The organism is Amycolatopsis deserti (assembly GCF_014653945.1).
Lineage (GTDB): Bacteria > Actinomycetota > Actinomycetes > Mycobacteriales > Pseudonocardiaceae > Amycolatopsis_E > Amycolatopsis_E deserti.
Window position 1 is genome coordinate 457,659 of record NZ_BNAU01000006.1, and the last position, 12,431, is coordinate 470,089.

The window sequence follows — 12,431 nt, forward strand, 5'->3', positions numbered from 1 at the left end:
TTCGTGGTCTTCGCTGACACGGGATGTCAGTGGAGCGCCGTTAGCGTCCGGATCACCCGGGCCCGTCGCCCGGCGTGACCAGCGAAGGACGAGAAATGATCCCCGAGCACGAGACGTTCGACGGAACCTGGCCGTTCCCGGCCCGCTACTGCGAGGCCGCGGGGTTCCGGCAGCACTACGTGGACGAAGGACCACGGCGAGGCGGGGAAACCCTGGTGCTGCTCCACGGCGAGCCGACATGGGGTTACCTGTGGCGGCACCTCATCGGCCCCCTGTCCGGGCAGCACCGGGTGGTCGTGCCCGACCACATGGGCTTCGGCAAGAGCGAGACGCCGCCCGACCGCGGCTACCTCGCCGACGAGCACGTGGACAACCTGGAGAGGTTGCTCGTCGGCGAACTCGACCTGCGCGGGATCACGCTGGTGCTGCACGACTGGGGCGGCCCCATCGGCACCGGTTTCGCCCTCCGGCACCCGGATCGGGTCAGCCGCATCCTGGCCACCAACACCGTCCTGCCCCTGGGACTGCCGGGCTACGCGGAACTGATGCGGGACAACATGGCGGACAGCTCGTGGTTCCGCTGGGCGCGGGCCGCGCACGCCGACGGTTCCCTGGAGGTGCTGCTGGGCAACGCCGGTCACACGATCACCCACCTGATGCTCGCGCTGCAGACCATCACCCGGCCGCAGATCGTCACCCCGGCGTGGATCCGTGCCTACTCGGCGCACTTCACAAGCCCGGCGCAGTGCCGCGGCGTGATCCGGTTCCCCCAGCAGCTCGTGGCTCCCGATCCGGACACCGCGCCGGCACCGCCCGACCCGGCCGCGGTCGCCGCGCTGCAGGGGAAACCCGCGCTGCTCGTGCAGGGGATGCGGGACACCGCGCTGTTGCCGCGCTACACGGTGCCCGCGTTCCGGCTCGGCTATCCGGCCGCCCCGGTCGTCGAACTGGCCGACGCCGGTCACTTCACGCCCGAGGACGCACCGGAGACCCTGCTGGCCCTGGTGGAGCTGTTCCTCCAGTCCACCTGATCCGCGCCCGGCGGAGAGGTGCTGACCGCATGGTTGCTGGTGTGGGGTGGCCGCGGTCGGCGGCAATGCCGTGCGCGCGCGCCGCGGACGAGTACCCGCCGGCTTGGCCGGCCGTGGTCAGCACGGGCGGGGCTCACCCTCGCGTTGACCGGTTTCGAGGTGCTCGCCTCGCTCCGGGGCAGAGACGTGGGCAGAAAGACCGCGACTTCACCTACTCGGTAGTAGTTTACTCCCGGTAGGTTGGTATATGGTCCGACCATGGCGAACGTAAATGGCAAGGTCGTGCTCATCACCGGAGCTGCGCGCGGCATTGGCGCCGGGCTCGCCGAGCGGCTCGCCGCTCGCGGGGCCAAGGTTGCCCTCGTCGGGCTCGAGGCCGACGAGCAGCGCAAGGTCGCCGAACGCATCGGGCCCTCCGCGAAGGCCTGGGAAGCCGACGTGACCGACTGGGACGCCCTCGAGAAAGCCACCGCGGGCGTCGTCGACCACTTCGGTGGCATCGACATCGTCATCGCCAACGCGGGGATCGCCACCACCGGCTTCGTCCGCTCCGTCGACCGCGCCGCGTTCGAAAAGGTCATCGAGGTCGACCTGCTCGGCGTGTGGCGCACCTTCCGCGTCACCCTGCCCCACGTCATCGAGCGCAAGGGCTACCTGCTCGCGATCTCCTCCCTCGCCGCGATCACCCACGCCCCCGGCATGGCCAACTACGCCGCCGCGAAGGCCGGCGTCGAAGCCTTCTCCAACAGCCTCCGCGCCGAGGTCGCCCACCTGGGCGTCAAGGTCGGCGTCGCCCACCCGACGTGGATCCGAACGGACCTGGTGGAAAGCGCCGACGCGCACCCGGTCTTCGGCAAGCTCCGCGCCGGCATGCCCGGCCTGCTCGGCAAGACATACCCGCTGAACGTGGCCCTCGACCAGCTCGAAGCCGGCGTCCTCAAGCGCGCCCGCGTCATCCACGTCCCCAAGTGGGTCGGCGTGCTCAAGGCCATCCGTGCGTTCCTGCCGCCGATCGTGGAACTCGGGGCGCGGACCCGGGTGCCCGCCGCGGACCGGGCCGCGCTCGAGGACATCAAGGCACGCGGCGCGCGCGAAGCCGCCATCACCGGGCATGGTGGACGGGCCGCTACCCGCTGAGGAGGCCCCCATGTCCCGCCGCGACCTGATCCGGATGACCCCCGACGAGGTCCTCGCGTTCCTCGCCGAACAAAAGGTCATCAACGTGGCCACGATCAACCCCAACGGCCGCCCGCACCTCGCCCCGCTCTGGTACGTGCCGCGCGGCGACGGTGTCGCGACCTGGACCTACCGCAAGTCGCAGAAGGTCGCCAACCTGCGGCGCCTGCCGCAGGCCACCGTGCTCGTCGAGACCGGCGACACCTACGACAAGCTGCGCGGCGTCCAGTTCGAGGCCGACGTGGAGATCGTCGAGGACACCCCCGCGGTGGCGGAGATCGGCGCGGCCATGGCGGAGCGCTACGGCGGCGGCTCACTGGCCGCCGACGTGGTCGCCGCGCAGGCGGCCAAGCGCGTAGGGCTGGTGTTCACGCCGACGAAGGTCGTCAGCTGGGACCACACCAAGCTCGGCGGCGTCTACTGAACCCAGGCACCCAGCGTCGGCTTGAACTCCCGCACCGTGAAGCTCTCCAGTGCGCCCTCGACGACGTACGGATCGGCGTCGAGGATCGCCTGCAGGGCGTCGGCGTCCGCGGCCTGGATCAGGAACGCCCCGCCCGAGTCGTCGGCGAACGGCCCGGCCACCGCGACCGTACCCTCGGCGGCGAGCTTGGCGAGGTACTCCCGGTGGCGGGGCCGGACCTCCCCGTACTTCCCCTGGTCGTAGACCGTCTGCACCAGGAACCAGGCCATGCGCACCTCCGTTTGCGTACCTGCTCCGCACGCTACCGGGTGAAGTGAATCAACCGATACGCTGGTTCGCGCGTGTACAGCACGTGGACAACGGTCAGGCCGAGGACAGGCGGGAGTACATGCCGGACGGCAGCGCGGAGCGCAGCGTCGAACGCACGCTCGGGCACTTGCGCACCATGGACGGGGTCGGTGCCGCGTCGGCCCAGCCGGCCGGCCCGCTGACCCTGGAGGATCTGTACAAGATCCACCGGATGCGCCTGGTCCGGCTCGCGATCCTGCTGGTCGACGAACCGGCCACGGCCGAGGACGTCGTGCAGGAGGCGTTCACCGGGCTTTACCGGAACTGGGGGAAGCTGCGGGACGCCGCGGCCGCGGTCGCCTACCTGCGCACCGCGGTGGTCAACGGCTCGCGCAGCGTGCTGCGCCGGCGCAAGACCGCGCGTGAGTACGTCCCGCCGCACGCGGTGAACGCCCGGTCCGCGGAGAGCCTGGCGATGCTGTCCAGCGAGCACCAGTCGGTGGTCAACGCGCTGTCGAAGCTGCCGCCGCGGCAGCGGGAGGTGCTCGTCCTGCGCTACTACGGCGGCCTCTCCGAGGCGGAGATCTCCGAGGTCGCGGGCATTTCGAAGGGCACCGTGAAGTCCACGGCGAGCCGGGCGCTGGAGGCTCTCCAGAAGGCCATGAGTGCTTGAGTTGGTTTAGACCAATATGCTGGAGCCTGTGACGGGTTTCGTGCTGACGGGTGGCAGGCTCGCCCTCCCCGAGGGTGTGGTGGACGACGGGTGGCTCGCGGTGTCCGGCGGGGCGATCGCGGGCATCGGCACCGGGACGCCCCCACCGGGTGACCAGGTGGACGTCGCCGGGTGCTACGTGGTGCCCGGGTTCGTCGACGCGCACTGCCACGGCGGCGGGGGCGGGTCGTTCTCCAGCGGCGACGCGAAGGAGATCGTCGCCGCGATCAAGGCCCACCGCAGGCACGGCACGACCACGATGCTCGCCAGCCTGGTGTCCGACCCGGTGCGCACGCTGGTGGACCAGATGGCCGTGCTGCGCGAGCTCGTCGAGGACGGCGAGCTGGCCGGCATCCACCTGGAGGGCCCGTTCATCGCCTCGGCGCGCTGCGGCGCACACGACCCGGCGGTGCTGCGGGAACCCGACGCGGCCACCGTCGACGCCCTGCTGCGGGCCGGCCGCGGCGCGGTCCGCATGGTGACGCTGGCGCCGGAGCTGAACGGCGGCGTCCGGGCGGTCCGGCAGCTGGCCGAGTCCGGCGTGATCGCCGCGATCGGGCACACCGACGGCACCGAGGAGCAGATCCGCCCGGCCATCGACGCCGGCGCGACCGTCGCGACGCACCTGTTCAACGGCATGCGCCCGCTGCACCACCGGGAACCCGGCCCGATCGGCGTCCTGCTCGACGACGAGCGCGTCACGGTCGAGCTGATCTGCGACCTGGTCCACGTGCACCCCACGGTGCTGCGGATGGCGGCCCGGTACGCCGGCCGCGGCCGCACCACGCTCATCACGGACGCCATGTCGGCCACCGACGCCGCCGACGGCCGCTACCACCTGGGCCGGCTGGAGGTCGACGTCCGGGACGGGGTGGCGACCCTGGCGGACACCGGCTCGCTGGCCGGAAGCACGCTGACCATGGACGCGGCGTTCCGCAACCTGGTCAAGGGCGCCGGGCTGTCCATCCCGGACGCGGTGCGCGCGACCTCGGGACGCCCGGCCGAGCTCCTGGGTCTGGCCGACCGGCTCGGTTCGCTGCGCACCGGCCTGGCCGCCGACCTGGTGGTGCTGGACGCCGACCTCCGGCCCCAGCGCGTGCTGCGGCAGGGCGCCTGGATCGCGTGATCAGCCGGCCGGTGGCTGGACGTGCTCCACGTAGAGCGGCGTCGCGGCCAGCGTCATGCCCGACGGCGTGGGGACCCGCGCGGTGATACGCGCGTAGCCGGCGACCCAGGCCGCGGTGTAGCGCGGCTGGAACTCCCTGGTCAGCCACCGCAGCGCCTGCCGCAGCCAACCTTCGAACAGACGGTCGTCGTCGAGAGTGCTCCGGCCGTTGTCGGCCTCCGCTTCCCGCAGTGCGATGGTGAAGTGCAGCCACAGCGAATGGGTCATCTCCGGGTCGGGGTCGTGCGTGGCGAAGCCGGACCCGACGAGGTGCGAGCGCGAGCCGTGCAGGAGCAGGCGCAGCTGGCCGCCGGTCGGGTAGCCGGGGACGGGTTCGTCGACGTCCAGGAAGGTGGCCGCGCCGGCGACCACGCCGTAGCTCATCGGCGCCTCGAAGTGCACCCAGTCCCCGGGCCGCACCTCCGGATCGGCGAACCACTTCGGCGCCCGCGAGGACGCCTCCAGCGCCGCGACCGCCTGGGCCAGCCCCGGCTGGGCCTCGCGCGCCGCCTTGCCCACCTTGACGCCGCCGACCGGGGTGGTCACCTCGGCCTCCACGTCCCGCAGGGCGCCGGCGCGCTTCGGCAGGTCGGGGACGAGCTGCCGGAGCTTCGCCGCCGAGACGTAGATCAGCTCACGCATGCCGCCATCGTGCCCGACCTGGCGCGGTTCCGTCTTCAGCGGACATCCGCGGTTGATTACGCTGTGCAGGGTGAGCGAGCCGAAGGACCCGGAACGGCTGCTGGCCGAGGCGCTGAAGGCGCAGGCCCGCAGCGCGCCGCACCCCGGCCCGCCCTCGGGTGGGTGGCCGCGGTTCGGCCTGCTGTCCGGCGCCGACGCCAGCCCGCTGGAACGCGAGCGCGCCGCTCTGGAACGACCGGCGAGTCCCCCCGCCCCCGCCCCGCAGGCGCCGCGCCGCAACGCCGTGCGTCACCTGCCCGCCTACTGGATCCTCGGCCTGGCCGTTCTGCTCGGTCTCGCCACCGGCGCGGTCATCGGTCTCATCACTCTCCTGTGAGCCCACATACTGCACACAGGGTCACCCTGTACCGTTTTGTGCTGTGATTCTCGCCGAGACCGCGACCACGCTCGCTCTCATGCCGAAGTGGTTCAACCCGGAGTACCTGCTGACCGAGTTCGGCGCGTACGTGATCCTCGGGCTGTGCCTGATCATCTTCATCGAGAGCAGCATCTTCCCGGTGCTCCCCGGTGACTCGCTGCTGTTCACCGCGGGCCTGTTCGTCGCGCAGGGCTCGATCCAGGCGCCGCTGTGGCTGGTGTGCACCCTGGTGACCGTCGCGGCGCTGCTGGGCAACGTGGTCGGCTACGCCATCGGCTGGAAGGCGGGGCCGGCGCTGTTCAAGCGCCCGGACTCGCGTTTCTTCAAGCAGGAGTACGTCGACAAGACGCACGCCTTCCTGGAGAAGCACGGCCCGAAGGCGGTCGTGCTGGCGCGGTTCGTGCCGTTCGTGCGGACGTTCATCACCTGGATCGCCGGCATCGGCCGCATGGACCCCAAGAAGTACTTCACCTACACGGTGATCGGCGGCATCCTGTGGGCCGGCGGCATCACCGCGCTGGGGCACCTGCTCGGCAACATCTCGTTCATCAAGAACAACATCGAGGCCATCTTCATCCTGATCGTGCTGGTCTCGGTGGTGCCGATCGTCATCGAGTGGGCGAAGTCCCGCCGCGAGAAGAAGCTGGCGGCCGCCCGGGGCGCGACCGCCGAGTCCGACGCCGAGGTCACGCAGCGGATCCCGCGCATCGAGCGCTGACTGCCGTACGAAGGCCGCCGCACCGGAAACGGGTGCGGCGGCCTTTTTCGCGTCTCAGATGGGCGCGATCGCCGGTAGTCCCATCGACCGGGCGCAGATCGGGCAACCGGTAGCTCGCCGCGACGAGTTCCGGCTCGGTCCGCAGCAACGCCCTGGGTAGTACACCAGCCGATGCGGCAGCGTCAGGTCATCGAGAACATCGATCCCGGGTTGAACAGGTTCTCCGGGTCCAGCGCCTGCTTGATCTGCCGGTGCACGCGCATGCCCACCGGCCCGATCTCGCGCTCCAGCCACTCCTTCTTGATCTTCCCGACGCCGTGCTCGCCGGTAACCGTGCCGCCCAGCTTCAGGCCCACCTCGAGGATCTCGTCGAACGCGCGCCGCGCACGGGCGAACTCGTCCTCGTTGCCCGGCTGGTAGACGATCGTCGGGTGCATGTTGCCGTCGCCGGCGTGCCCGACCACCGCGATGCGCAGCCCGACCTCCTCGCTGATCCGCTGGCACCCGGCGATCAGCTCGGCGATCCGCGTCCGCGGCACGGACACGTCGTCGGTCAGCCACACGCCGTACTGCTCCAGCGCGCTCAGCACGACCCGCCGCGCCTGCATCAGCATCCGGCCCTCTTCGAGGTCGTCCGTCGCGTACGTCATGGTCGCGCCGCTGTCGGCGCAGATCTGCTCCAGCGCGGCCAGCTCGCGCCGCGCCACCTCGCCGCCCGAGTCGGACTGGCACAGCAGCAGCGCCTGGCAGTCGGAACCGGCGCCGAGGTCGGTCTTGAGGTAGGTCTCGGCCGCCTTGATCGAGCTGGCGTCCATGATCTCCATGAGTGAGGGAACCAGGCCCTCGCGCACGGTCCGCGCCACCGCGGTCCCGGCGGCCTCGGTGGTGTCGAAACCGGCGACCAGCGTGCCCGGCGCCTGCGGCAGCGGCTTGAGCGCCACGGTGGCCTGCGTGATCACCCCGAGGGTGCCCTCGCTGCCGACGAACAGCCGGGCCAGGTCGTAACCGGCCACGCCCTTCACGGTCCGGCGGCCGGTCTTGAGCAGTGATCCGTCGGCCAGCACGACCTCGAGGCCGAGCACCGAGTCGGTGGTCACGCCGTACTTCACGCAGCACAGCCCGCCCGCGTTGGTGGACAGGTTGCCGCCGATCGTGCACCAGTCGTAGCTGGACGGGTCCGGCGGGTAGAACAGCCCGTGCTTCTCCACGGCGTTGCGGAAGTCCAGGTTGACCACGCCGGGCTGCACCACGGCGAGCCGGTTGCCCGCGTCGATCTCCAGGATCTGGTCGAGCTTGGTCATCACGAGCACGACACAGCCGTCGATGGCGTTCGCCGCGCCGGACAGCCCGCTGCCCGCGCCACGCGGCACGATCGGCACCTTCGCCTCCGCGCACGCGCGGACCACCGCCTGCACCCCCTCGACGTCCGAGGGCAGCACCACCGCCAACGGCCGGCCCGAGGGAGCCAGCGGCATCATGTCGCGGGAGTAGCTCCCGGTGACGTCCGCATCGGTCAGAACAGCGTCCTTGCCCAGCTCGGCGCGCAGTTTCGTCAGCAAAGCGTCGGTGCTCATGCATCTATGGTAAGGCCGATCGCCTCCGCACTGCGGAAAAAATTTTCCGCAATGTTCTCCCGACAAACCAGTTGCCTGTGGCAACTAAAGTGTCATCGACCACAGACGGGTTATTTGAGTGGCGCAACCAACTATCGCGGGTGCATCCTTGACACGAGCAACTAGTTGCTTCGGTCAAATAAGACATCCCGTACGAAGAGAGTGATCCGGCCATGCCATCTCCCGTAGAGGAAGCGGCCTTCACGGACACCGAGCTCGACATCGCCGACGAGCTCGGTGTGCAGCTCGTCCGGTTCATGCGGCTGCTCACCAAGGCCAAGTCGCAGGTCGCGAAGCTCGGACCGGACGGGATCGAACGCGCCGCCTACGCGATCCTGTTCCAGCTCGTCCACGACGGGCCGCAGCGCACCAGCAAGCTCGCCGAGGCGCTGCACGCCGAGATCTCCACGATCAGCAGGCAGAGCAGCTCCCTGGTGCAGCACGGCCTGGTCGAACGCCTCGCCGACCCCGAGGACGGACGGGCCTGCCTGCTCGCGCCGACCAGCGAGGGGCTGCGCGTGTTCGAGGAGAACCGCAGGCAACGCAACCGGTGGCTGGCCGAGGTGCTCGCCGAGTGGCCGGAGGAGGAGCGCCGCCTCCTGAACCGGCTCCTCGACCGGCTGAACACGGGGATCGAAGCACACGCTCCACAACTCGCCGACCAGATCTCGGCGCGCAGCAAGGGGGAAAGCGCATGACACGCTCCACACGAGAACAACCGGCGCCCGCCGGGGGCGCCGTCGCGGACGAGGGTCCGCGCCTGACGCACAAACAGATCCTGACCATCCTCAGTGGACTCCTGCTGGGGATGTTCCTGGCGGCGCTGGACCAGAACATCGTCAGCGTCGCGATCGTCAAGATCGCCAACGACCTGCACGGCTTCGACGAGCAGGCGTGGGCGACCACGGCGTACCTGATCACCGCGACCATCGCGACACCGCTGTACGGCAAGCTGTCCGACATCTACGGGCGCAAGCCGTTCTACCTGACCGCGATCGCGTTGTTCGTGATCGGCTCGGCCGCCTGCACGTTCGCCACCTCGATGTACGAGCTGGCCGCGTTCCGGGCGTTCCAGGGCCTTGGCGCAGGCGGCCTGATGTCGCTGGCCATGACGATCATCGGTGACGTGGTGCCGGCCCGGGAACGGGTCAAGTACCAGGGCTACTTCATGATGGTCTTCGGCAGCGCGACCGTGCTCGGCCCGGTGCTGGGCGGCCTCTTCTCCGGTTTCGAGAGCCTGGCCGGCTTCGACGGCTGGCGCTGGATCTTCCTGATCAACGTCCCGATCGGCGTCCTGGCGCTGGCGGTTGTCGCCAAGGTGCTGAACGTGCCGCACCAGCGGCAGGACCACCGCATCGACTGGTTCGGCGCGATCTCGCTGGCCATCGCCGTGGTGCCGCTGCTGCTGGTCGCCGAGCAGGGCCGTACCTGGGGCTGGGGCTCCACCACGTCGGTGATCTGCTACGCCGTCGCGGCGTTCGGCATCGTGCTGTTCCTCTTCGTCGAGTACGTGATGAAGGACGAGGCGCTGATCCCGCTGCGGCTGTTCCGCAACTCGACGTTCAGCGTCGCGATCGGCGGCGGCACCCTCGTCGGTATCGGCATGTTCGGCTCGATCAGCATGATCCCGCTGTACTTCCAGGTCGTGCGGGGCTACTCGCCGACCGAGGCGGGCCTGCTGATGCTGCCGCTGGTGCTGGGCATCATGACCGGCTCGCAGATCTCCGGCCGGATCACCGCCAAGACCGGGCACTACAAGATCCTGCCGGTGATCGGCACGGTCCTGATCGCCGCGGGCGCCGCGCTCTACGCGCAGGTGCACTACGACAGCCCGCTGTGGCAGCCGCTGCTCATCGCCCTGCTCATCGGCCTCGGCCTCGGTGGCTGCATGCAGACGCTGATCATCGCCGCGCAGAACGCCGGCCCGCGCCGCGACATGGGTGTGTCGACCGCGTCGGCGACGTTCTTCCGGCAGATGGGCGGCACCCTGGGTGTCGCGGTCTTCCTGACGATCCTGTTCAACCTGCTGCCGGGCAGGATCGCCGACGCCTTCGGCGGGAACCTGCCCGCCGGCTTCGACCAGAACCAGCTGAGCGCGCTGCAGGCGGACACCAGCGGCCTGCACAACCTGCCCGACGCGGTGAAGGTCCCGATCCTGACCGGGTTCACCAACTCGATGCACGGCGTCTTCTACGTCGCCGGCGGCGTCGCGCTGCTCGCCGCGATCGTGCTCGCGTTCATGCGGGAGATCCCGCTGGCCGGCGGCCCGGCGGTGCCCGCACCGCCGGTCGAGGGCGGCGAGGCGCTGCTGCCGGACGAGAAGGCGAAGGCGGAGGCGGAGGCGGACACCTGGGCGGACGCGGACGCCGCGTTCGAACAGGACCGGGAACCCGTGCTGGTCGGTGGGAGGCATGCGTTGAGCGACAACGGACACGGCGAGTACCAGCTCGCCGCGCAGACCGCGCCGATCACGAACGCGGTCGCGAGCGCCGGGACGGACCACGCCCTGGGCACCGGCGGTCAGCCGATCACCGGCACCGTCCGGCGCCAGGACGGCACGTCGGTCGGCGGCGCCGCCCTGACCCTGATCGACCAGCGGGGCCGTCAGGTCTCGCGGGCGACCGGTGGCGGTGACGGCGGCTACCGCATCGGCGCGCCGGGCAACGGCACGTACGTGCTGATCGTGTCGGCGGCGGGGCACCAGCCGCAGGCGGCCAGCGTGGTCGTCGCGGACGGCCCGGCGCGGCTGGACCTCACGCTCATCGGATCGGGCGAGCTGAGCGGTGTGGTCCGGGTGGCGGGCAGCGGGTCCCCGCTGGCCGGGGCCACCGTGACGCTGACCGACTCGCGCGGTGAGGTCACCGGGGCCGCGATCAGCGACGCCGAGGGCGGCTACGTGTTCCACGGCGTCAGCTCCGGCACCTACACGCTGGTCGCGAGTGCCGAGAAGATGCGCCCGGTCGCGTCGCTGATCACCGTGCCGGACAGCGGGGTGCTGCGGCAGGACATCGAGGTCGCGCCCGCCGTGCTGCTGGCCGGGACCGCCCGCACCGACGGCGGCCGCCCGGTGCCGGACGCGCGGATCACCGTCCTGGATGCCGAGGGCAACGTCGCCGCGGTCGCGCGGACCGACGAGAACGGCGAGTACGTCGTCAGCGACCTGCCCGAGGGTGACTACACCGTGGTCGCCAGCGGGTACCCGCCGGCGACGAGCCAGGTGAACCTGCCGGGTGGCGGCGACGTCCAGCACGACGTCCGGCTGGGCTACGAGCAGGTGCTCGACCAGCTCGGCGACCCGGCGAGCAACGGGGTGGAGCACTCATGAGCGGGTTGCGCGCACAGATCCGCACGGCCGAGGGCTGGGCGGTGGAGAACGCGGTCCTGACGGTGACGGACATGAGCGGCCAGCAGGTCGCGCGCGCCGTCGCCGACGCCACGGGAGCGGTGGTCACCCCACCGCTGCCCGCGGGCATCTACACCGCGGTCCTCACCGCCGCCGGGCACGCCCCGGTGGCGCGGACCGCGCAGATCGGCTCGGACGGGTCCGGCTCGCTCGGCGACCTCGTGGTGACCCCGATGGCCGGCGCGGTCGAGCTGCCGCCCGCGGGGCCGTGGACGATCGACCCGGTGCACTCCAGCGCCGTGGCGACCGCGCGGCACCTGGGCATCGCCAGCATCAAGGCGCGGTTCTCCGACATCAGCGGCCGCATCGACATCGGCCGCCCGGTCGAGCAGTCGCGGGTCGAGGCCGAGATCAAGGCCGCGAGCATCGACACCGGCATCAAGATGCGCGACGACCACCTGCGGTCGCCGGAGTTCCTGGACGTCGAGTCCTACCCGGTGATCGGGTTCGTCAGCACCGGGTTGCGGCAGCGCGGCACGGACACCTGGACGCTGGCCGGGGAGCTGACGCTGCACGGCGAGCGCAAGGCGGTTGAGCTGGACCTGACCTACGGCGGCTACGGGCCGGACCCGTGGGGCGGTGTGCGGGTCGCGTTCCACGCCGAAACGCAGTTGCACCGGAACGATTTCGCGATCAATTACAACGCGATGGTGCGTGCCGGGGTCGCCGCGATCGGGTCGAACATCAAGATCGAACTCGACATCGAGGCTGTTCAGGGCGAGTCACTGCCGCAGATGTGAGGCGGAAACGCGGTCGCACATTCCGTTCGGTGTGCGACCGCGTTCCGTAACGATCACCTGTTTTCCGCCGATCGGCTGACTGGTGGTTGCGTGCGGCACGT

Annotated in this window: 13 protein-coding genes; 10 read left to right on the forward strand and 3 right to left on the reverse strand. The window is 70.7% G+C overall.

Going from position 1 to position 12,431, the window contains the following annotated elements:
- The first annotated feature begins 95 nt into the window (after nucleotides 1-95).
- The 3 genes from IE290_RS26130 to IE290_RS26140 all read left to right on the forward strand — a co-directional run bounded on the left by IE290_RS26130 (nucleotide 96) and on the right by IE290_RS26140 (nucleotide 2,631).
- Nucleotides 96-1,031: an alpha/beta fold hydrolase gene (locus IE290_RS26130; RefSeq protein ID WP_191247312.1), complete on the forward strand. Its 936-nt coding sequence runs from the start codon at nucleotides 96-98 to the stop codon at nucleotides 1,029-1,031.
- A gap of 258 nt (nucleotides 1,032-1,289) precedes the next feature.
- Nucleotides 1,290-2,168 carry an SDR family oxidoreductase gene (locus tag IE290_RS26135; protein ID WP_191247313.1) on the forward strand — a complete coding sequence of 293 codons (879 nt, stop codon included), beginning with the start codon at nucleotides 1,290-1,292 and terminating at the stop codon, nucleotides 2,166-2,168.
- A 10-nt stretch (nucleotides 2,169-2,178) separates the two neighbouring features.
- Nucleotides 2,179-2,631, forward strand: a complete 453-nt coding sequence (locus tag IE290_RS26140; RefSeq protein ID WP_191247314.1) for a pyridoxamine 5'-phosphate oxidase family protein — start codon at nucleotides 2,179-2,181, stop codon at nucleotides 2,629-2,631.
- Here the strand turns inward: IE290_RS26140 and IE290_RS26145 are convergent.
- A complete protein-coding gene (locus IE290_RS26145) occupies nucleotides 2,625-2,900 on the reverse strand; it encodes a YciI family protein (RefSeq protein ID WP_094006511.1) in 276 nt (91 codons plus the stop codon). The two genes, IE290_RS26140 and IE290_RS26145, sit on opposite strands and share 7 nt — an antisense overlap.
- Before the next feature lie 119 nt (nucleotides 2,901-3,019).
- Here IE290_RS26145 and IE290_RS26150 point away from each other — a divergent pair, with 119 nt between their 5' ends.
- Together IE290_RS26150 and nagA are read left to right on the forward strand one after the other, a co-directional pair.
- Entirely contained in the window at nucleotides 3,020-3,592 is a 573-nt protein-coding gene (locus tag IE290_RS26150; RefSeq protein WP_191247450.1) for a SigE family RNA polymerase sigma factor, read from the forward strand.
- 40 nt (nucleotides 3,593-3,632) lie between these two features.
- The gene (gene nagA / locus IE290_RS26155; protein WP_191247451.1) at nucleotides 3,633-4,757 is read left to right on the forward strand and encodes an N-acetylglucosamine-6-phosphate deacetylase; all 1,125 of its coding nucleotides are present in this window, start codon (nucleotides 3,633-3,635) and stop codon (nucleotides 4,755-4,757) included.
- Here the strand turns inward: nagA and IE290_RS26160 are convergent, their stop codons facing one another.
- The gene (locus tag IE290_RS26160; protein WP_191247315.1) at nucleotides 4,758-5,438 is read right to left on the reverse strand and encodes an SAVMC3_10250 family protein; all 681 of its coding nucleotides are present in this window, start codon (nucleotides 5,436-5,438) and stop codon (nucleotides 4,758-4,760) included.
- Between the two features lie 70 nt (nucleotides 5,439-5,508).
- Between IE290_RS26160 and IE290_RS26165 the strand changes: the two genes are divergently transcribed.
- Entirely contained in the window at nucleotides 5,509-5,814 is a 306-nt protein-coding gene (locus IE290_RS26165) for a hypothetical protein (protein ID WP_191247316.1), read from the forward strand.
- A 43-nt stretch (nucleotides 5,815-5,857) separates the two neighbouring features.
- Nucleotides 5,858-6,574: a DedA family protein gene (locus IE290_RS26170; RefSeq protein ID WP_191247317.1), complete on the forward strand. Its 717-nt coding sequence runs from the start codon at nucleotides 5,858-5,860 to the stop codon at nucleotides 6,572-6,574.
- A gap of 182 nt (nucleotides 6,575-6,756) precedes the next feature.
- Here the strand turns inward: IE290_RS26170 and IE290_RS26175 are convergent, their stop codons facing one another.
- On the reverse strand, nucleotides 6,757-8,148 hold the full coding sequence (locus IE290_RS26175) for an FAD-binding oxidoreductase (protein ID WP_191247318.1): 1,392 nt from the start codon (nucleotides 8,146-8,148) through the stop codon (nucleotides 6,757-6,759).
- 212 nt (nucleotides 8,149-8,360) lie between these two features.
- On the opposite strand from IE290_RS26175, the gene IE290_RS26180 reads away from it, so the two are divergent.
- From IE290_RS26180 to IE290_RS26190, 3 genes are read left to right on the forward strand one after another with little or no spacing between them, the layout of a single operon-like run.
- Nucleotides 8,361-8,885: a MarR family winged helix-turn-helix transcriptional regulator gene (locus IE290_RS26180; RefSeq protein ID WP_094006507.1), complete on the forward strand. Its 525-nt coding sequence runs from the start codon at nucleotides 8,361-8,363 to the stop codon at nucleotides 8,883-8,885.
- On the forward strand, nucleotides 8,882-11,512 hold the full coding sequence (locus tag IE290_RS26185) for an MFS transporter (protein ID WP_191247319.1): 2,631 nt from the start codon (nucleotides 8,882-8,884) through the stop codon (nucleotides 11,510-11,512). The genes IE290_RS26180 and IE290_RS26185 overlap by 4 nt, the downstream gene beginning before the upstream one ends.
- A complete protein-coding gene (locus IE290_RS26190) occupies nucleotides 11,509-12,330 on the forward strand; it encodes a YceI family protein (RefSeq protein WP_191247320.1) in 822 nt (273 codons plus the stop codon). Before IE290_RS26185 ends, IE290_RS26190 begins: the two co-directional genes overlap by 4 nt.
- Nucleotides 12,331-12,431: the final 101 nt, after the last annotated feature.

Coding starts and splice junctions, on each gene's coding strand:
- IE290_RS26130 (WP_191247312.1), top strand. CDS start 96: ATGATCCCCGAGCACGAGACGTTCGACGGAACCTGGCCGTTCCCGGCC.
- IE290_RS26135 (WP_191247313.1), top strand. CDS start 1,290: ATGGCGAACGTAAATGGCAAGGTCGTGCTCATCACCGGAGCTGCGCGC.
- IE290_RS26140 (WP_191247314.1), top strand. CDS start 2,179: ATGTCCCGCCGCGACCTGATCCGGATGACCCCCGACGAGGTCCTCGCG.
- IE290_RS26145 (WP_094006511.1), bottom strand. CDS start 2,900: ATGGCCTGGTTCCTGGTGCAGACGGTCTACGACCAGGGGAAGTACGGG.
- IE290_RS26150 (WP_191247450.1), top strand. CDS start 3,020: ATGCCGGACGGCAGCGCGGAGCGCAGCGTCGAACGCACGCTCGGGCAC.
- IE290_RS26160 (WP_191247315.1), bottom strand. CDS start 5,438: ATGCGTGAGCTGATCTACGTCTCGGCGGCGAAGCTCCGGCAGCTCGTC.
- IE290_RS26175 (WP_191247318.1), bottom strand. CDS start 8,148: ATGAGCACCGACGCTTTGCTGACGAAACTGCGCGCCGAGCTGGGCAAG.
- IE290_RS26180 (WP_094006507.1), top strand. CDS start 8,361: ATGCCATCTCCCGTAGAGGAAGCGGCCTTCACGGACACCGAGCTCGAC.
- IE290_RS26185 (WP_191247319.1), top strand. CDS start 8,882: ATGACACGCTCCACACGAGAACAACCGGCGCCCGCCGGGGGCGCCGTC.
- IE290_RS26190 (WP_191247320.1), top strand. CDS start 11,509: ATGAGCGGGTTGCGCGCACAGATCCGCACGGCCGAGGGCTGGGCGGTG.